The 19,117-nt window shown below is 62.3% G+C and carries 19 protein-coding genes; 6 read left to right on the top strand and 13 right to left on the bottom strand.

Going from position 1 to position 19,117, the window contains the following annotated elements:
- Positions 1-257: 257 nt before the first annotated feature.
- On the bottom strand, positions 258-737 hold the full coding sequence (locus AB4097_RS12290; protein ID WP_442039858.1) for a DUF2938 domain-containing protein: 480 nt from the start codon (positions 735-737) through the stop codon (positions 258-260).
- A 69-nt stretch (positions 738-806) separates the two neighbouring features.
- Positions 807-1,406 carry a superoxide dismutase gene (locus AB4097_RS12285; RefSeq protein ID WP_442039856.1) on the bottom strand — a complete coding sequence of 200 codons (600 nt, stop codon included), beginning with the start codon at positions 1,404-1,406 and terminating at the stop codon, positions 807-809.
- Positions 1,407-1,828: 422 nt separating this feature from the next.
- Here AB4097_RS12285 and AB4097_RS12280 point away from each other — a divergent pair, with 422 nt between their 5' ends.
- Complete coding sequence (locus tag AB4097_RS12280) at positions 1,829-2,785, top strand: hypothetical protein (RefSeq protein ID WP_442039854.1); 957 nt, start codon at positions 1,829-1,831, stop codon at positions 2,783-2,785.
- Here AB4097_RS12280 and AB4097_RS12275 read toward each other — a convergent pair.
- The 3 genes from AB4097_RS12275 to AB4097_RS12265 form a co-directional block, all read right to left on the bottom strand.
- A complete protein-coding gene (locus AB4097_RS12275) occupies positions 2,778-3,332 on the bottom strand; it encodes a hydrolase (protein WP_442039852.1) in 555 nt (184 codons plus the stop codon). The two genes, AB4097_RS12280 and AB4097_RS12275, sit on opposite strands and share 8 nt — an antisense overlap.
- Before the next feature lie 5 nt (positions 3,333-3,337).
- Positions 3,338-5,722: a PAS domain-containing protein gene (locus AB4097_RS12270; protein WP_442039850.1), complete on the bottom strand. Its 2,385-nt coding sequence runs from the start codon at positions 5,720-5,722 to the stop codon at positions 3,338-3,340.
- An 89-nt stretch (positions 5,723-5,811) separates the two neighbouring features.
- A complete protein-coding gene (locus AB4097_RS12265; protein ID WP_442039848.1) occupies positions 5,812-7,923 on the bottom strand; it encodes a S9 family peptidase in 2,112 nt (703 codons plus the stop codon).
- Between the two features lie 424 nt (positions 7,924-8,347).
- Between AB4097_RS12265 and AB4097_RS12260 the strand changes: the two genes are divergently transcribed.
- Both AB4097_RS12260 and AB4097_RS12255 read left to right on the top strand, forming a co-directional pair.
- A complete protein-coding gene (locus AB4097_RS12260) occupies positions 8,348-8,782 on the top strand; it encodes a MucR family transcriptional regulator (RefSeq protein WP_442039846.1) in 435 nt (144 codons plus the stop codon).
- Between the two features lie 836 nt (positions 8,783-9,618).
- Positions 9,619-10,443, top strand: a complete 825-nt coding sequence (locus AB4097_RS12255) for a DUF6456 domain-containing protein (protein ID WP_442039844.1) — start codon at positions 9,619-9,621, stop codon at positions 10,441-10,443.
- Here the strand turns inward: AB4097_RS12255 and AB4097_RS12250 are convergent.
- Both AB4097_RS12250 and AB4097_RS12245 read right to left on the bottom strand, forming a co-directional pair.
- Complete coding sequence (locus tag AB4097_RS12250; RefSeq protein ID WP_442039842.1) at positions 10,440-10,895, bottom strand: SufE family protein; 456 nt, start codon at positions 10,893-10,895, stop codon at positions 10,440-10,442. The genes AB4097_RS12255 and AB4097_RS12250 overlap by 4 nt on opposite strands.
- 41 nt (positions 10,896-10,936) lie before the next feature.
- On the bottom strand, positions 10,937-11,257 hold the full coding sequence (locus AB4097_RS12245) for a hypothetical protein (protein WP_442039840.1): 321 nt from the start codon (positions 11,255-11,257) through the stop codon (positions 10,937-10,939).
- A 354-nt stretch (positions 11,258-11,611) separates the two neighbouring features.
- On the opposite strand from AB4097_RS12245, the gene AB4097_RS12240 reads away from it, so the two are divergent.
- Both AB4097_RS12240 and AB4097_RS12235 read left to right on the top strand, forming a co-directional pair.
- Positions 11,612-12,457 (top strand): peptidoglycan-binding protein, encoded by an 846-nt coding sequence (locus AB4097_RS12240; RefSeq protein WP_442039838.1) that lies wholly within the window; start codon positions 11,612-11,614, stop codon positions 12,455-12,457.
- Complete coding sequence (locus AB4097_RS12235; protein WP_442039836.1) at positions 12,457-12,798, top strand: DUF1491 family protein; 342 nt, start codon at positions 12,457-12,459, stop codon at positions 12,796-12,798. Before AB4097_RS12240 ends, AB4097_RS12235 begins: the two co-directional genes overlap by 1 nt.
- 50 nt (positions 12,799-12,848) lie before the next feature.
- Here the strand turns inward: AB4097_RS12235 and AB4097_RS12230 are convergent, their stop codons facing one another.
- Positions 12,849-13,433: a carboxymuconolactone decarboxylase family protein gene (locus AB4097_RS12230; RefSeq protein WP_442039834.1), complete on the bottom strand. Its 585-nt coding sequence runs from the start codon at positions 13,431-13,433 to the stop codon at positions 12,849-12,851.
- 103 nt (positions 13,434-13,536) lie between these two features.
- Positions 13,537-14,544 (bottom strand): hypothetical protein, encoded by a 1,008-nt coding sequence (locus tag AB4097_RS12225; RefSeq protein ID WP_442039832.1) that lies wholly within the window; start codon positions 14,542-14,544, stop codon positions 13,537-13,539.
- Between the two features lie 249 nt (positions 14,545-14,793).
- On the opposite strand from AB4097_RS12225, the gene AB4097_RS12220 reads away from it, so the two are divergent.
- The gene (locus AB4097_RS12220) at positions 14,794-14,997 is read left to right on the top strand and encodes a hypothetical protein (RefSeq protein ID WP_262027528.1); all 204 of its coding nucleotides are present in this window, start codon (positions 14,794-14,796) and stop codon (positions 14,995-14,997) included.
- A 33-nt stretch (positions 14,998-15,030) separates the two neighbouring features.
- On the opposite strand, the gene AB4097_RS12215 is transcribed toward AB4097_RS12220, so the two are convergent.
- Genes AB4097_RS12215 through AB4097_RS12200 form a run of 4 tightly spaced genes read right to left on the bottom strand, consistent with a single transcriptional unit; the run spans position 15,031 to position 18,961 of the window.
- A complete protein-coding gene (locus AB4097_RS12215; RefSeq protein WP_442039830.1) occupies positions 15,031-15,540 on the bottom strand; it encodes a GNAT family N-acetyltransferase in 510 nt (169 codons plus the stop codon).
- Positions 15,541-15,545: 5 nt separating this feature from the next.
- Positions 15,546-16,109 carry a DUF1254 domain-containing protein gene (locus AB4097_RS12210; RefSeq protein ID WP_442039828.1) on the bottom strand — a complete coding sequence of 188 codons (564 nt, stop codon included), beginning with the start codon at positions 16,107-16,109 and terminating at the stop codon, positions 15,546-15,548.
- Entirely contained in the window at positions 16,106-16,756 is a 651-nt protein-coding gene (locus tag AB4097_RS12205; protein WP_442039826.1) for a DUF1214 domain-containing protein, read from the bottom strand. Before AB4097_RS12205 ends, AB4097_RS12210 begins: the two co-directional genes overlap by 4 nt.
- Positions 16,757-16,777: 21 nt before the next feature.
- A complete protein-coding gene (locus AB4097_RS12200; protein ID WP_442039860.1) occupies positions 16,778-18,961 on the bottom strand; it encodes a transglycosylase domain-containing protein in 2,184 nt (727 codons plus the stop codon).
- Positions 18,962-19,117: the final 156 nt, after the last annotated feature.

Genomic DNA, 19,117 nt, shown 5'->3' with positions numbered 1-19,117 from the left:
TCTAAACGCCTAAAAGAACCGTGCGCGAGGAGCAGTTCGGCTCTTCCATTCACATCAGTAGCGAGCCGGATTGCCCGTCGCGCCACCCTCGATCAACCTTCAGGCTCGCAGCGCAAGCTGCGGGCCCATAGGTGCTGGCTCTTTGACAGATAAAGACCACTGCATTCTCAACGAACCGATTCTCGCTGGCGCAAACGGGCTGCCATGCTTCATGAGCAGAGACAGGACAGCTCCAGTACCGAATTGGCCTGAGCGTCTCAGCGGACGAGAAGTGCGCTCACGTAAAGGCCTAACCCGAATACGATATGCCCAGCGACGTTGAGAGCCCGGATCTGGTTCGCATTGGGCCGTTTCGAAGCGGCAATGCCTGCACCCATGCCGGGCTGGAGCAGGAACCAGCCTGCGCCGACCGTGACCAGGCCGACAATGAGGGCAGGCATCAGGGTCGGCTGCCGGGACCAGCCGGAGGGCGCGAGAGCCAGCAGAATGGCCGCAAAGAGGATGCCGACAGCGTAATGACCAATCGAGCCCACTGCCTTTTCGTGAGCGAACGGACGGGCCTTTGCGATATCTTCATGATAGACGGTGCCGCTCACAAGATGACAGAACCAGCGGCCAACCGGGCCCCAGTTCGCGCCCGGTAGTCCGAAAGCGTGTTTCAGGAACAGCCCCCACAGGTCGAAAACCGCCGTTGCGCCAATCCCGATCAGAATGGAGCGGTACAGGAACTCGATCACGACTAGGCCTCCATGGGGCAATATGAAACGGGCCCCCGAAGAGGCCCGTTTGACGTATCGTTATTCTGATTACTTGGTCGCGTTCTCGAACATCTCTTCGACATGCTCCCAGTTCACGAGATTGTCGAGGAAGGCCTTGAGATAGTCGGGACGGCGGTTGCGGTAGTCGATGTAGTAGGAGTGTTCCCATACGTCGCAGCCGAGGATCGGCTGGGCGCCGTGCACGAGCGGGTTCTCGCCGTTCGGGGTCTTCATGACCGTGACCTTGCCGTCCTTGACGGCAAGCCAAGCCCAGCCGGAGCCGAACTGGCCGACGCCAGCCTGGATGAAGTCTTCCTTCATCTTGTCGACCGAGCCGATATCCTCGACGATCTTCTTCTCGAGCTTGCCCGGAAGGGCGCCGCCGCCATTGGGCTTCATCCAGAGCCAGAAGTGGATGTGGTTGTAGTGCTGGCCGGCATTGTTGAAGAGGGCCTGGTTCTTGCCGTAGGAGCCTTTCACGACCTCCTCGACGCTCTTGCCCTCGAATTCCGTGCCTTTCAGCAGGTTGTTGCCGGTGTTGACGTAAGCAGCGTGGTGCTTGTCGTGGTGAAACTCCAGGGTTTCCTTCGACATGTAGGGCTGCAGGGCATCATAGGCATAAGGCAGTTCGGGCAGGGTGAACGACATCGGCGTCTCCTTTGGATTGAGCGACCCGGGCTATCGGACCCAGAAGTGGGGACCACTTCTGGGATCAGATCCGATACCCCTCGTTTGACTGCGCATCGCCCGATGCGGACCCGGAGGGCCGCGTCAGCGAAAACCGGGGCCACTTTCCCGCACGATGCGCCTGGAGCTTAGTTAAAGCGGCACATGCCCAAGAGCAACGGCCAAGCTCCGGACTTTTTTCTGGTCAAGCTTCCCAGGCGGTTGTCTTTTGCCTATAGAAGCATAGCTTTGCCTTGATTGTCCTGGCGCATCGTGCGGAAACGTTCATTCGGGTTTCCCGCGGAAACGAGCGCTGCCTATATGGGAGGGAGCATCGGATCGACCTTGAAAGTGGGGACCACTTTTCGGGCCGGTGCTCTGGGTTTGCGTATGATGGAGACGGCATGATCATCGCTCTTCTGGCCCTCGCTCTTGCGATGATCGTTGGTGGGCTTTTCGCAGCTTTCTTTGGATGGGATATCGTTCTGGTCGAGCGGGGCTGGACGATGGTGATCGCCGGCAGCATCACGGCTGCGAGCGGCGCGCTCCTGCTCGGCATCGCGGCAGTCGTTTCCAAGCTGGCGAAGATCGAGAAACGGTTGTCGCAGTTCCAGGGCAGCTTCGATGAGAAAGCCCTTCTTGGAACGCCGAGACCCCTGAATGAACCCTCGCTGGCGGCGCTCCCCGGCGGCGGCGTGGCCGGAGCCCCGGCCGCCCATGCCCTGGAGGACGACGCACGTGTCGACGAGAGGCAGGCGACCCTTCCGCTTTTCGAGGGCGAGGATCGCCGGGGGAATGACAGGGACGCCGCAGAAGACGTGAAGGTGGCTGCATGGCCGGAGGAGCCGCAGGCTCCCGAGCCGGTCGTTCCGTTCCCGCCCAGGACGGTCTCGTCTCCGGCCCGCGCAGAAGATGAGCCGGACATGAAGGTGCCGGATTTCCTCCTGGCCGAACGGGCACGCGACGAGGATGAAGAGCCGCGTGTCTTCGATGGTTCCGATCTCTATCACCGTGACTTGGACGAGCGTGAGCCCGAGACCGCTACACATCATCGCGACGAGCGTGGCGAATCTCGGGAGACGGCCGCCGAGACCGCTTCCGGGATTGAGCCCGAGCGCGAACCTGAAGTCGCGCCCGATTCTGAGAGGGAAGCGGAAGAGGAGCACGAGACGGCTCCCGACACGTCTCATCCCGCCGTGGTGGTCGGCACCTATAACTCCGGCGACAATAAATACGTGATGTTCTCGGACGGCTCGATCGAGGCCCAGACCCCGAGCGGCGTGTTCCGCTTCCAGTCCCTGGACGAACTGAAGACCTTCATTGCCGCGGGAGGCGAGGGAGGCTCGCCGACTTCTACCTGAACAGGGGAGCCAGCGCGCGGAAATCCTCCGTCGCCGCTTCGCCCATCCACTCGAAGGCCACCATTTCCGTGGTCACCCATTGACAGCCGGCGTGAAGCAGGCGCGCGCAGGCGGCGTTGACGCTGTGGATCGAGCGGCTCGACACCGCATCCGCCACCACGAACACCTCGAGCCCGGACGTCTTGAATTCCAAGGCGCTCTGCAGCACGCAGATATGCGCTTCGGTTCCGCAGATCACGAGTTGGCTCCGCCCGCCGCCTCGCAGTCCTGAAACCCGCTCGACAATTCCCGGATTGCGAGCGGCCGAGAACGTGGTCTTGGCCAGAGTGACGGCTTGCGCCGGCAAGGCTTCCTGCACCGGCGGAATGGTCGTGCCAAGTCCCTTGGGATATTGCTCCGTCACCGTGACGGGAACGCCCAGCCGTTTGGCCGCCTCCAGCAGGATCCGCACATTCCGGAGGATGGTTTCGCCTTCATGAATGGCCGGCATGAGGCGTGCCTGAAGGTCGACGATGATGAGGTGGGAGCGTTTTGCATCGAGCAGCATGGAGCCTACCTGTCCGGATTGAAGGTGGGGGGCTCGGTCGGGATCGGAAGCCGCATCGAGAAGTGCAGGCCCTCAGGGGGAAACTCCATGGAGACCTCGGCCTGAAGCTGCGTAGTCAGGACGCGTTGCAGCAGGCGCGTCCCGAACCCCTGGCGCGTGGGCGTGCCGACGATTCTTGGCCCGCCACGCTCCACCCAGGAGAAGCGCAGCATCGGGCATTCGCCTTCCAAGATCTCCCAGCGGACCTCCACCTGGCCGCCGAAGGTGGACAGCGCTCCATGCTTGGCCGCGTTCGTCGTCAGTTCATGGATCGCCATGCCGATCGGAACGGCCGCTTCCGAGGGCAGTTCGAGCGGGGGGCCCATGATGGTGATGCGGTTCCTGGCCCCATCCTCGTAAGGCCCGAGTTCCGTCTGGAGCAGTTCCTCCAGGCTCGCCTTCTGCCACAGGTCCTCGGTGAGGAGGTTGTGGGTGCGCGCCAGGGAGACGATGCGGCCGACGAAGCCCTGGTAGAATTCGTCGATGCTCGAAGCGGTGCGGGCCGTGGAGCCGACGATGGCCTGCACGGTGGCGAGAGTATTCTTGACCCTGTGATGCAGTTCCCGGATGAGAAGGTTCTGGCGGTTCTCCGCCTCCTTGTAATGTGTGATGTCGATGTCGACGCCGATCATCCGCAACGGGGATCCGTCGGCCTGATAGAAGAACAATGCGATGGTTTGCATCGTACGCATTCCGTCGGGACGCCGAATTCGGTAGATGAACTCGATCTCCTTATCCTTGCGGGCCAGCGCGTCTGCGATAGCCTGCGTGGCATAGGTCCGATCTTCCGGGATGATGCGATCCGCCCAGTCGGACGAGGAGCCTTTGAACGACCCGGGTTCGAGGCCGAAGAGACGCTCCTGCTCCGCCGTCCAGGTGATCGTGTCGGTCGGAATATGCCAGTCGAAGACGCCGATCCCTGCCGCGCTCTGAGCTAGCGACAGACGTTCTTCGCTCGAGCGTAGAGCCTCTTCCGTGATCTTCAGGTCATGGATGTCGACGCTGGTGCCGACCCATCCCTCGAAGTCTCTCGTGGCGGCATGATGCACCGGAGCCGCACGAATGATGTGCCAGCGGTATTCTCCGTCGGCGGAACGATAGCGAGCCTCCGTCGTATAAGTGGTTTTACCGGCGATGACAGGCTTGATCTCCTCGTTCATCCGGGCCCAGTCTTCAGGATGGATGGCTGTTGTCCAGCTATGTCCCAGGGCCTCGCTTGGCGGGAGGCCCGAATACGTGACCCATCGTTCGTTCGTGTAGGTCAATTCGAGGTTCGGCTTGATGATCCAGACAAGCGCGGGGAGGGATTCCGCGATGAGCTTGAAGAGAGCTTCGGTTTCGCGAAGCTTCGTCTCGGCGCGGGTCTTTTCGATGGCCAGCCAGGTGCGCTCGGCCACATCTTCGACAAGGGAGAGCTCGTCGCTCGTCCAGTCCCTGGGAGTCGAAGAATAAACGTAGAATTCTGCGATGAAGCGTCCGTTCTTGTGAATGGGCACGGCGAAGCCCGAACGCACATTGATGGTGCTGTAGAAGGCTTGAGTGGCCGGATCATAGAGGCGAGAATCGGTTCTCACATCGTTGATGATCGAAGGTTGTCCTCGCTTCAAAGTCTCGATGATCGCATTGGCATGCTGATCGATTTTCCTGACCTTGCCCTCGTTGCTGATGAGCCCTCGCGACCATTCCCGTTCAACGATGATGACGCCGCGGTCTTCGTAGACCTCGCCATAGCCGGCGGTATCCACCTTCAAGAAGGTGCTCACATTGCGAGCAGCGATCTCCATGACCTGAAAGGGATCGTCGATATTGCTGAGCTGATCGTTGAGCTTGAGGAGGAACTCCTGGCGCCGTTGGGCCTGGCCCACTTCTTCTCTGATTTTCTGCCGCTCCCTGATGTCCTGCAGGACGCCGGCGAAGCGGACGGGTTCGTTATTCTCGTAGATGATGCCGCCTCGCACGTGAACATGGCCGATGCTTCCGTCGGGCTTCAGAATGCGATGCTCGATGTTGAAATCGGTCTTGGTGCGCAACGCATATGCAACCGCCTGGTTGATGCGATCGAGGTCTGCCGGATGAAAGAGGGCTTGCAGCTCGCCATAGGTCAGCGAGGCGTCCTGCGGGAGGCCGAGATATTCCTTGAAGACAGCCGTACCGATGACCTCGTCGGTCTTCAAGTCTCGTTCCCAAGCGCCGAGCCGGCCGATGTCAAGCGCGATCCTCAGCTTGAAATTGCTGGTGCGGAGGGATTCCTCTGTCTGAGCCAGACGTGTTTCCAGCTCTGCGATGCGCTCCCTGTCGCCCTCTGGTGAGGCGACTTTGTCCTCGGCCAGTAAACTGCCGCGCTTGGTCATCGATTTGTACTCTCGGCTTCCCTAGCAGGCTCTGCAGCTTGCTAAGGCGGCATCCTTCAATACGTTACGTTTTGACATAGCGCATCAGATCAGTTCTGAAACCCCTCAAGGCACCGGATGGCGAAGGTATAGGCCAGGGCGACTTCCTCAAGCCGGTCGAAGCGGCCCGCCGCGCCGGCGTGACCCGCATCCATGTTGAGCTTGAGGATGATCGGGCCACCGCCCGTCATGGTGGACCGCAGCTTGGCGACCCATTTCGCCGGCTCCCAATAGGTTACGCGCGGATCTGTGAGTCCGGCGAGAGCCAGGATCGCCGGATAGGCCTGCGGCTTCACGTTGTCATAGGGCGAGTATGACAGGATCGTGTGGAAAGCGGCTTCGTCCGCGGCCGGGTTCCCCCATTCCGGCCACTCGGGCGGAGTGAGGGGCAGTTCGCTGTCGAGCATGGTATTGAGCACGTCGACAAAAGGGACCTCGGCAATGATGCCTGCGAAAAGGTCCGGGGCCAGATTGGCGACAGCTCCCATCAGCATGCCCCCCGCGCTGCCGCCATGAGCCACGATCCGCCCGCGGGAGGTATAGCCTGCCTGGATGAGGGCCTCGCCGCAGGCGACGAAATCCGTGAACGTGTTCGTCTTCTTCTCGCGCTTGCCGTCCATGTACCAGCGCCAGCCCTTTTCCGTTCCGCCGCGGATATGGGCGATGGCATAGACGAAGCCGCGGTCGACGAGGGACAGAATGCCTGTTCGGAAGCTCGCCGGCATGGACATGCCGTAGGAGCCGTATCCATACAACAGGCAGGGCGCGGAGCCATCGAGTGCGACTTCGCGCCGATGGACAAGCGAGATAGGAACCTGCTCGCCGTCGGGAGCCGTGGCAAACAGGCGGCGCGTCACGTAATCGGCTGGGTTGTGCCCGCTCGGCACTTCCTGCCGCTTGCGCAAGGTGCGCTCTCCGGTGCGCAGATGGTAGTCGATCACCTCGCTCGGCGTGGTCATCGACGAGTAATGGTAGCGGATCACGTCCGTGTCGAATTCATATCCGGCCGAAAAGCCGAGCGAATAGGCTTCCTCCTCGAACGCGACGGTCTCCTCCCGCCCGGTGGCGAATTCACGCAGCACGATGCGCGGATTTGCGTTTTCACGCTCGAGGCGCACGAGATAACGGGCGAGCGCGACGACGGAGAGGATCATCGTGCCGGGTCTGTAAGGAACCAGCTCCTTCCACTGTGCCCGACCGGGCGTTGCGACCGGCACCGTGACGATCTTGAAGTCCTCGGAGCCGTCCGCATTGGTGCGGATGATCAGGCTGTCGCCGTGATGCTCCACGTCGTACATGAGTTGAGGCGTGCGCGGCTCGACGATCCGTGGCGATGCCGAGGCATCCGTTCGGTCGAGCAGCCAGATCTCGGAGGTTTCGTGATCGCTCGCTTCGATCAGAACGAAGGCGTCCGACTGCGTGATGCCGAGCTTCACGAAGAAGCCCGGGTCCTTCTCTTCATAGACGACCTGATCCTGGTCGGTGCTTGAGCCGAGGAGATGACGTTTGACCCGCACCGGGCGGTGGTTCTCGTCGAGCTCGACATAATAGAAGCCCGAGGAATCGTTGAGCCAGACGGCGGCGCCCGACGTCTGCGAGACCTCGTCCGGCAGATCCGCGCCGCTTTGGAGATCCCGAGCGCGGATGGTGAAGTATTCGGAGCCCTTGATATCCGCGCCCCAGGCCAGCAGCCGATGATCGGGAGAATGGTCCGCGCCGCCGAGATCGAAGAAGGGATGCCCTTCCGCCTCCTTGTCGCCGTCGAGCATGATCGTCTCATGGCCGCTGTCGCGGGGCTGCCGGCAGACGAGGGGATGCTGACCGCCCTCCCGGTAGCGCGTGAAGTACGCGAAGGGGCCATCCGGTTCCGGAACGGAGGAATCATCTTCCTTGATGCGCCCGCGCATCTCGGCCACGAGATGGGCCTGGAACTCCTCCGTTCCGGCGAAAGCTGCCGCAGCGTAGGCGTTCTCCTGCTCAAGGACCGAACGGATGGAAGGATCGAGGGTAGACGGATCTTTGAGGACTTTCTTCCAGTTCTCGGCCTTCAGCCATGCATAATCGTCCTGAACCCGAATCCCGTGCACCTGAAAGACATGAGGTTTAGCGGGAACCGACGGGGCGGCGGGCAAAGGGGCGACAGGAAGGCGCTGAATATTCATGAAATTGTCCGGCCAGATGATGAAGAAGTGGAATTATGCACAGATAACGGGGATTTCCCATGTCGGGTCCAGATTGGGCCTATCGGGCATCGAGCATCCAGGAAAAGTGCCTTTTTAGTTACTTCTTCGGATCGGAGTGATGAAATTTACGTGATGAACGCCTTAACCAGTGATCAACGGCGACAACTGTTCAACGCAGGTTTATTGCATAGTGATAGTTGATACGAAGTTTTCCAAAGTTTTCCTTATGCACATCTTGCAATGCGGCTCAATTTGCCATACTTGGAAAAAACGAGCACGATTTCTGTGCAAGTAGGGTGCGGCTCAAGCAAGAAGCAAGCATTGCTTCAGACGAGAATGCTCAAACATAGGTTGAAATGCTTTTTTGAGCCATTCTAAAGAGCCGGAAAGGAAGAAAATCAAAATGAGCGACAACATCGCTGCTTCGAACTACATTGAGCTGGCTGCGGATATCGTGTCCGCTTACGTCAGCAATAACTCTGTTCCTTCGGGCGACCTGCCGACGTTGATCAACGACGTCCATTCGGCCCTTCTGCGTGTCGGGGGCGGCACCGTGGAAGTGCCCATGGAGGCTCCGAAGCCGGCGATTCCCGTGAAGAAGTCCGTCACGCCGGATTACATCGTCTGTCTCGAAGACGGTAAGAAGTTCAAGTCCCTGAAGCGTCATCTGCGTACGCAGTACAACATGACGCCCGAGCAGTATCGTGAGAAGTGGGCTTTGCCCGTCGATTACCCGATGGTGGCTCCCAACTATGCCAAGGCCCGTTCGGAACTCGCCAAGGAAATGGGCCTCGGCCAGCAGCGCCGTAAGCGCCGTTCCTCGCGCAGCAGCAGCTAAGATCGCCTTGAGGGTCGAGACAGCCGCCCTCAGGGGCGGCTTTTTGCGTTTTGGGGCAACAACTCCGCTGTCAGTGAGCTCTCTGGTCAATTGATTCCGTGCGGACCGAGCGGGTGTCGCTGACGCTCTCGCGAGCGGTGGCGTGATTGGGGCTCTTGTCGTTGTATGAACTCAGGTGCTGCGGGCGTCGATCTTCCGCGGCGGCAAAGATGACGTCGGAGTTCTTAGCCGGAGAACTCACTGTCCTTGAGCCAGAGCATTTTCCAGCGTGGTGGATCCAGTTCGTTGTTCAAAAATACGATCCACCCAAGAAGAGAGGCTATTCCACGCAAGCGGAAACAGTTCTCGCGGCCGGGCGGCATTGCAACGACACTGACCAGTGGTCTCAAAACACTGCGGCTCGACCGCTTGGGCAAACCGTTCTCGGCGTATAACTGGACAGGCCCGACGAAGGCATTCTCAAGGTTGGAGCCGGATCGACATGGGATTCATCCGAAGCCTGTTCGAAGGGCTTTCCTTTGCTTGGCGACAGCGAAGGCTCATTACGGCCTTTGTACGGGTGTGGTGCGCCTCGTCCGACTTATCCTCACTCTTATCAACAGTTTTGAATCCTCGTTGACAACTAGGAATATGCCCCCACTATCGAGGGTGGAAAGGGCAACCCTTCCTTACTTTATTTATGGGAACAAAACATGAACATTATTGACGGCGATGCGGTTCATCAGAGTATTGCCGCAGCAAGGATTTCAGCCCCGAAAAAGACCGGCTCGGGGAGGCGTAGGCCTAGCGGAAGCTGCAAGCCGGAGAGCGCGGTCGGGCCTGCAGCCGGTGATTCCTTGACCAAGGAGGCGCGGCGGCTTCTCACAATGCTCGGGCAGCCGGAGACGTGGGCGATCATCGATCCGACGGACCCGGCGAGCGTGCTTGTCCACAGGCGTCGGTCGGGAGTTTCTGTTGGGGCAGGGCGCTTCGCTTCCGCCGTGGCGGACGCTCTCGTGCGCCAGGATCTCGGTCGCTGGGAGCAGTCCGCGTCGGGCCGGAAAACCCTGCGGCTGACGAAGGTCGGCGAAGCGTGCCTGCGGCGCGCCTCGGCGCCCGAAGCTGATATGGCGTTCTTTCACCAGCATCGCGAAACGGACGTTGCCATCGTGGAATCGGAGACAGGGGTCGCCCGCGTTCGCGTCGATTCCGACGAGAGCCCCCTTGATTGGCTGCGCCGCCGCAAGGGCCGCGACGGCGAGCCCATGATCGACGAGGCTTCCTATCAAGCCGGAGAGCGCCTGCGGACCGACATCATGCTCGCCGGGCTTCTGCCTGGGGTGACGGCGCGCTGGGATGGAATGCCGAGGAGTGGAGGACCGGGCTCTCCGAGCGAGTCGACGGACCGGATGGTGGCCGCCCGGCAGCGACTGCGGAACGCCTTCGATGCCATCGGGGGCGATTTCAGCGACCTGCTTCTCGACTTCTGCGGCTTCCTGAAGGGCTTGGAGCAGATCGAGCGCGAGCGGCAATGGCCCGCGCGCTCCGCCAAGATCGTGGTGCGTCTCGCCCTGTCCCGGCTCGCGGAGCATTACGGCATCGAGGCCTCGGCCCGAGGGCCTGCCGCCTCGCGCGGCATCCGCACCTGGCAGGCGGTGGTGATCGAGGGTGGAAAGGATTAGGACGCCGCGACGGCCGTCTGTGCGTCCCGACGGATGCGTTCGACCATGGATCTGACGCCGTTCGACCGTTGCGGCGTCAGGTGCTCGGACAGGCCGAGTTCCTTGAAAAGCGCGAGGGCATCGGTCGCGAGGGCCTGCGAGGGAGTCTTTTCGTTATAAAGGGAGATCAGGAGCGCCACGAGGCCGCGCACGATGTGAGCGTCACTGTCGCCGCGAAGATGCAGGACGGGTTCGCCGTTCGAGGAGATGAGCCCGGTCTGGAGCCAGACCTGGCTGGCGCAGCCCTGAACCTTGTTGGCATCGTTATAGGCCTCTTGCGGCAGCGGCTCCATGAGACGGCCGAGCTCGATGACATAGCGGTAGCGTTCCTCCCACTCATCGAGCAGCTCGAAATTGGAAACGATTTCGTCGATTGTCGGCAGCATGGCGAACCCGGGTTGTCTGCCCGTCATATAGCCATCGTCATCCGGTTTGGCGACGGAAGAGACCGGATTTATGTGCGGGGCTTGGACGCGGCGGGCTCGCGATCCTCGGGCCGCAGGGTATCGGAAGGCTTGGCGGAGCCGGCAAGCGGGAGGCCGGACGTGCTGAGCACCCGGTCGACGACCGCCTGCTTGGCACTTTCGGGCAGCGCCTTCCAGATGGATTCGAGATGGCCTGAATGATCGGTTTCGGGTGCGGTCGCCGTCGCCGGTTCGGTCTTCTTCGGAGTGAAGAAGGCCTCGACGGCCGCCGTACCCTCATCATGCTGCCGCACTGGTGAGAAGTAGAAAATGGTGCCGACGATGAGGATGAAACGGAGAATCGAAAACATGAAGCGGTCGGTCGGCTGAAGCCCAGGATTGATGCAGCACCATAACGTATGCCGAGTGGGCCGCGTAGGACGTGTTTGGGAAAGATGGAAACAGGATGAACAAAATATTTATGTTGGGACCATGCATTAAATGCATGAAAAGAAAAGAGAAATTTTAGAGCACTATGTTCTCTGCCGTCTCAGTGCCGCCTTTCCCGGGCGGTATCTCCCTGCGACCCGAGGCAATTAGGTTTCGCTTAAACCGGGTCTGTCAGGCTTTGCCCTCAGAAGGACAAGAATCGGTGCGTTGCCGTCTTGTCTTGCTGCCTGGGCGGACCACAACGACATCATCCTTCGAAGACGGAAACGACTCCCTTGCGTGAAGCTTTTGTCGACCATCCCGATGACGATCTCGACCTGCCGGCGGTTGTGCGCCGAAAGGCCCCGGCACGACCGGCGCAGAAACGTGCCGCCAAGCCGCCGCGCAGGCCGGGCATCGGCGAGAGGGTGGCCTCGATCGTCTTCAGCCATCCGCGCCAGATTCTTGCAGCCCTGTTCCTGACCGGATGCGGCGGCGCGATTGCCTGGAACGCGCTGACGCTGCAACACAGCCGCCATCCGGCGCCGCTCTTCAACACGCGGGAGATCGTGCTCGCGCCGGAGCCCAAGGTGGAGAGCGAAGCCCGCCAGCCTCTGCCGCCCGCGCGCCCCGGGGCGCCGCCCGTCGAAGACATGGCGCCGGCCTCGGCGCCCCATGAGGCCGCTGCCCATCCTTCCCCAGAGGCAGCGCTGCCATCGGTCGCCACGCCCCGGGCTCCGGCGCGCAACCCGATTGCTGAAATGATCCGCAACGGCGGACAGCCTGTCCCGGCCGCCGCGCCGGTCGCCCGCGTCCCGCAGCCGACTGCTCCCGCTGCGCTCGCGCCTCCGCCTTTGCGGAGCGCCAGCCACGATCCCATCGCGGACATGATCCGCATGGGCGGGCCGGTGCCTGTGCCGCCCGGAAATGTGGGGCGTGCGGACCAGGGCGATACGGTTCTGGCCGGGCAGCGTGCACTCGCGCGGTTGGGCTACAGCGTGAAGGTGGATGGCCTGATGGGCTCGGGCACGCGGCAGGCCATCGAGCGATTCGAGCAGGACCGGCGGCTGCCCGTCACCGGCGAGTTGAACGCGCGGACGATCCGCGAACTCTCAGCCGCGTCCGGCATCGCGGTCCCATGATGTCCCGCCTTCGCTCCGACTTCTGGGTTTCGGCTTACCTGCGCCGCTGTTCGGTCGAGGGAGTCGAAGCCGCCTTGCGCAAGCGCGGCGCCGCCGAAGCGGGCGCGGTATTCGTCAAGGTGGACCGGCTCGACGGCACGGCAAGCCTTTACGGGCCGGCACCGCAGCTCTTCCTCGACGAGAGTGGCGAGCGTCTCTTCTCGGCTGTTTTGAAGGACGTGATGCCGCTCGACGTGGAGGAGCGGATGACGCGCGAACTGCGCTTCGACTCCGATCTTTGGCTCGTGGAGGTCGACGACAGGGCAGGGCGGCACTTCCTGGACCTCGCGTCCGAGGACTGAATCGGTTGCCGACGTGCAGCACCGGCCTGGGTTTCGGTGCAGTTCATGGCTCAGAGCGGACGGCCAACACTCATGGCCGAACGGAACTCGACATCCTCGTCGATGAAGACCGCCTCGGTGCCCGCGCCCATGGCGTCGAAGAAGCGGCTGACAAAGCAGCGGAAGGAGGCGCAAAGGGCGATGTCGCAGATCTGCTGATCCGAGAAGCCGACCCGCCTCAAGCGCTCGATGTCGATCCCGGTGATATGGGGCGCGTCCCGGGCGACCTTTTCGGCATAGGCCAGCATCGCGACGTCTTTGTCCGATAAGCCCGCGGTTCGAAAATCCCGCTGAACGGCGAGCACCGCCTCCTTCGAGCCGAGGTCCTCGATGAGCTGCTTTCCATAGACGTGGGAGCAATAGGTGGAGGGAATATGTTTCGCCGCGATCAGCGTGATCAGGCGCCATTCTCGAAGGCCGAGCGAGAAGCCGGCGCGGAGACGGTCGGAGAATTCGGTGTAGATCGGCAACAGGTCCGGCCGGGCCGTGAAGCACTTTGCGGCCTCCATGACGAAACCGACTTGCGCTCGCTGCTTCTCGTAAATCCCCGCGACTTTGCCGGTTGCGTCTTCTTCCTCGATCGTCTGCAGGAACATCCGACCCTCCAGTCACATCGCCGACACGGACAATCTAGCAGAAACCCGGCTGAGCCTGCAGCCACCCCGAGCTTGGATCTTAAGGTGAGGTAGGTCCGCTGTCTCAGGCGAGTGCTTCCCCCGAGAGAATCTTCACATCCAGAATGCACTCGATGAGGGCCAGCGCGACAGGCCCGGGGACATCCTGCATTTCGTGCACCAACGTCCTGATGGCGGAAAGCGGGTAGGACAGGGCGGGGTGCAGATTGAGGAAGATCCGGATCGCCTCTCTCCGCGGCACACCGAGGACGTTCAACGCTAGTGCAAGAAGACGGTGGCGTCCGGTTTCTAGCAGACGCCACTCCGTGGATGGGGGAAAGCCGAAGAGGGCGGTCAGGATCGTTTCCAACCTGTGCTCGTCGCCCTTGAGGCCTGCGGCCATGAGGTCCGTCAGATCCTGTTCTGTCAGCGTGAACGACAGGCTCACACGCCGATGGGCGAGGCAGGCCGCAATACGCTCCCTGATCGCCTCTCGACGCTCCCTGGGGGCTGCCAGATACAGAGAGGCCTGAGCGGCCGCCGGAAGGTCGGCGCGGTCGAGAAGGATGGCCGCCAGGGCTGGACGTCGGCCGGCCTGCCGCAGCAGATCCGCGAAAGGCTCGGTATCGGGAAGAAGAGCGGGATTGGCCGCGAGCGCATCCTCGACGGTGTTCTCTCTCAAGGCCAGAAGCTTGTGGACCGTCGCCGAATCGAGATCCGGTTGTGACGCGATGGCGATGCGTCCTTCCGACGTGGCAAGCTGCCGTCTCCTGAAAGGAGGCGCGGGTCGGTGATGAGGGTTGTTGACGGCGTCAGGTGAATGCCGAGCCAGATAATCCAGGATGGATGCTGGCGTGTCCGGGCAGGGCGCGAGGATTCGGGCGAGGTCGCGCTTTGTCGCCGTGTCGGTCTTAGGCAGAAAACCGAGAACAAGCGTCTCGAAGGTTTCGATGCTCTCCCGGTCGCGCGCCGCCGCCGCGACGAACATCTCCGCGTTCACTTTCAGGAGAGCCGCGCGTGCATCGGGAGAGCCGTCCGGCGATCCAAAACCCGACAAGTCCGACCAAAGGTCCGGATGTGCAGACGATGACATGCTCGCACTCGCTTCAACGCAACTGGCTGAACGTTAGGAGTTGCTCCTTAGCGCACCTTTAACGATCAAGTACGGCCCAGGAATTAAGGGTTTCACATGAGGAACTGAAGCGCGGCAGCGAGTGTTGTTTTCTTGTCAGGGCGTGCAATTTTCTGATGCGCAGACCCCGGCGGCAACGAACTGTTAACCATAGATCTCTTTTTGTGAGTCAGGCGTAGAGGCAGAAGTGGCACGATAGAGGAGGGCGACATGCGAGACATCTGGACCAGATCGCCGGGAGTGGTGATCGCTTTTCCGGATAGTACGGAGCGTCCGCAGCGCCCGATCCTGGCGGCCGATGAGCCTCGCGGCGAGATCCTGCTGTTTACGGGCGTCCGTTACGAGAGGCCTTCTCCCAATCCGGGCCCCTCCCGCCCGCTGGCGTCCAACAGCCCCGGCCGTCGCCGCTCCTAAATCGTATTCCGATTTTATGATGATGGGACGCCGTTAGGCGTCATGGTTCGGGCTTGCCAGATCGTGCATCATGAGCACTGCGTCCGGCCCATAACTCGCGAGCTTCGCTTCCAGGCCCGACTTGGCCAGCACACGAAAGCCGACCCTCTCCCAGAACGCCTGAGACCTGTTGACGGCAACGAGCGAAAGATTGCCGAAGCCTGCTGCGCGCGCCATTTGGATCAGCCTGTTCGCCGCCTGCGCCGCCTGACCTTTGCCCCGCGCGATCGGCAGTAGGGCGACATCGTGGATGTAATAGGTGCTTGTCGCCTCAGGGAGTTTGCCGAGCAGCTTATTCAAGGGCGGCGGCTCTCCCCGGTGCCAGGGATGGGAGAGCGCATAGCCGATCGCGCGCCCGTCCTCGACCAGCATGAGGCACCCCTGTGGGTAGAGGTGCTGACGCTCCGCCAGCACTTCGAAATCCTCCGGATGATCGACGTGGATCGTGTCCGCGAGAACCTGCACCTGGGCCAGATCCTCAGGCGTCATAGGGCGCCAAGGCATGATGGTCAGGGATCCTGTTCGGCCGTGCAGGAGACCGCCTTCGCGGCCTCTTCCGCCTGAGGCCTCAGGCTCGGGCTGGGAGCGGCGACGCGCACGATCACGAAGCCCTGCTGCTCGGGGGAAACGATCCGCACGTCCCGCGAGGGATCGTTCTCGTCCTCGGCGGCGCGGGCCTCGTCGAGCTGACGGGCGGTCAACGTGACGATCTCAAGTTCGCCCCGCACGGCGGCACGGTCCGTGACCGCGAAGAAGACGCCGCCCGACTCCTTGTGAAAGGAGAAGGACAGGGGAAGCGACCCGGTCTGAGCCGTGACGCGCATGGGACCGTTGCGGAGATCGAAGGCGCAGGTCGCCACGGCGATGGCCGGGTCCGGTCGCGGAAGCCAGGTGTTCTCACCGCCCGGCGCGCTGATGATCTGTGCCTTCTCGGCGGTCAGGGTCGCCTGGACCTTCGCGAAGGCATCCTGGTCCGCAAGATAGGGACTCGCAAGGATCGCCACGATGTGAATCCCTGCGGCAATCACGATGCCGCAGAAGGTGGCGATCAGGAAGCGGGAAAAGCCTCTCATGCTCCGCACCCCAGACGCTTGATGACAGGAAAATCGGCTTCCTCGAGATTGGCTCCGGCAGCTCCCGGAGGATCGTAGAGACGCAGTGACACCGTGAAGGGCCCCGAGGCGGGAAGCTGAAGCCAGTTGCCAGGCTGCAGAATGCGGGACAGGGCGATGGTGAAACGGTCCTGTGAATCCCGGAGCACTTCCACCGAGGTGAAGTTCCTGCGTCCAAGCTCCGTGATGGGCAGGCGCCCGTCTCCGTCATAGAGGGTCAGCGTCCAGAGCCGCGCGGTGGGAGCGATTGCGCCGATGGTGTAGGTGCAGGCGGAATCGAGCGGCTGACTATCGCTGTCGGTCCGGGCGGTGAAGCCCAGTCCTTCGCCCGTCGCCAACGGAACATCGCCACGTCGGGCGAGGATCGCGCGCATGTAGGGATCCGCCCCAGGCGAGCCGAGCTTGGGCCACGCCTGCCACGGTCCGAGCCGCAGGCTGCCGAAGGGCGGATCGCCGTTGATGGCCCAGTAGGCGGAGCCCAAGCCCAGTCCCAGCGCCAGAAGCAGCGCATAGACGATGAGGATGGCTGTCGGGACGCGTCTGACGGTCACGGGCGATAACGGGGTCGATGGCGCGCGCATCGAAGCGGCCGCCGGGGCATTCGTCAAGTGAGCCTCTGTCTGCATTCGTTAGGGCATCGCTACCTGGCGACGGCCATCCGCAGCCGCGGAGCCGCCCGGGGCCTCCGGAGCCTTGCCTGTCATGGCCGAGCGATCGACGGACTGGAATAGGGTGCCGATGCCGCCAAGGACCTCGTAGGACTTACGGGAAAGAGTGCCCGCCAGGAAGGATTGGGCAGGGTCCGGTGTCTGGTCGGCCGCCGGTCCCTTCGAGGAGGCGACGCGGAAAGCATTGGCCGGGCTCGCGCCAGGGATGGGGCGGATCTCCAGGTTCTGGTGGGCAACGGCCATCACTTCGTGCCATGTCATGGCCGGGAGCGTGCCGCCGGTCATCTCGTTCATGGGGCGGGAATCATCGTTGCCGTACCAGACGCTGGCGACGAGATTTCCGGTGAAGCCGACGAACCATGCATCCTTGTAGCCGTTGGTGGTTCCGGTCTTTCCTGCCGTCGGAATGCCTTCCAGCGCGGCGCGCTTGCCGGTGCCTTCCTCGACCACCTTGTTGAGCATGAAATTCATGTCGTTCACGACCCGGGTGTCGAGCACCTGCTTGGGCGGTGTGTCCCGGTCGTGCCGGTAGATTACCTCGCCCGAAGAGGTGCGGACCTCCCAGGCGGCATAGGGATCGGCGCGCTTGCCGCCATTGGCGAAGACCGCGTAGGAGGCGGCCATGTCGATGGGCGTGACCTCGGCGGCGCCGATAGGCAGCGAACTCGAATCGGTAAGCGGGTGGGTCAGGCCCATGCGCTTGGCCGTATCGACGATCACGGCGCGGCCCGCCTTGGCGTTGCCCTTGCCGATTTCGACGGACATCTGGACCGGAATCGAGTTGATGGAGCGAGCGAGCGCCGAAACCAGAGGCATGGCGCCGGCGAAGGAGCGGCCGTAGTTCTGGGGACACCAGTTTCCGAGGCAGATCGGCCGATCGACGACGGTCGAGTTGGGCCGCAGCTTCGGATTCGTGGTCAGGGCCGCAGCATAGACGAAGGGCTTGAAGGACGAGCCCGGCTGGCGGAGCCCGGCCGTGGCGCGGTTGAACTGACTCTGGCCGTAATCCCGCCCGCCGACGATGGTGCGGACGGCGCCATCCACGTCCATGACCACGATTGCGCCCTGGCCGGCCCGGTACTGGCGGCCATGCTGGCGGAGCATGTTCTCCAGCGTCTCTTCCGTATGGCGCTGGAGAGCCGTGTCGAGTGGCGTCTTGACGATCAACACCCGCTCGTGGCCGAACTTCTTCTGGGCAGCGATCGCCTTGACCTGATCGTACGCCCAATCGAGATAGAAATCCGGGGTCGTCTCGCGCTGGCGGTTGACCGGCGTTGCGGGATTGCGTCGTGCCGTCTGGATCTGGCCTTCCGTCAGGAAGCCGGCCTCGACCATATTGCGCAGGACCTCGTTCGCCCGGGCGCGGGCCGCCGGCAGATTCACGTGCGGGGCATATTTGGTCGGAGCCTTGAACAGGCCGGCCAGCATGGCGGATTCCGCCAGGGTCAACTCCTTGGCGGGCTTGCCGAAATAATAATCCGCCGCCGCCACGACACCGTGGGCGCCGCCGCCCATATAGGCGCGGTCGAGATAGAGCTTAAGAATCTCGTCCTTCGTCAGGTGAAACTCGAGCCAGACCGCCAGGAACGCTTCCTTGATCTTGCGCTCCAGGGAGCGCTCGTTCGTGAGGAAGAGGTTCTTGGCCAGCTGCTGGGTGATGGACGAGCCGCCCTGCACGACGCCCCCGCCTTGGGTGTTCACCACGAGCGCGCGAAACGTGCCGATCGGGTCGATGCCCCAGTGATCGTAGAAGCGCCGGTCTTCCGTCGCCAGCGCGGCCTTGATCATGTAGTCGGGGAAATCCTCAAGCTTGTAGGAATCGTCCAGGTGCAGGCCCCGCCGTCCGACCTCCTGGCCGTAGCGGTCGAGGAAGGTGACGGCGAGATCCTGGGTCTTGAGCCAATCGTCCTCCGTCTCACGGAAGGCCGGGAGGGCAAGCGCCAGCATGACGATGCCGCCGGCGGTCCCGAGCGTCGTCGCCTCGCTGGTCAGATCGAGGATGCCGCGAAGAGGGCCGCGAAACCGCAGGCACTTCATCTTCTCCGTGTACCAGCCCCATGCGCTGCCCAGCCCGCGTCCGCTCTGATACAGCGTCGAGTTGAGCCATGCGTCGAACCACAGCGCGCCGCGCTTGATCCGCGTCATAAGTGAAATTGGGGGCTTCTGACTCACGACGGTCCTCGAGCAGGTCGGGGCCTGACCTGTCTAGTTTATGATCTTCGAATGTCTTATCGGCAATGCCGAAGCGTGGCGATGCCGATATATATATAACTCAGAACCTTGTTTGTAGGTTCACAGAGA

Origin of the sequence: Microvirga sp. 2MCAF35 (assembly GCF_052115545.1) — a bacterium.
GTDB lineage: Bacteria > Pseudomonadota > Alphaproteobacteria > Rhizobiales > Beijerinckiaceae > Microvirga.
This window is presented reverse-complemented; position numbering and strand designations above follow the sequence as displayed.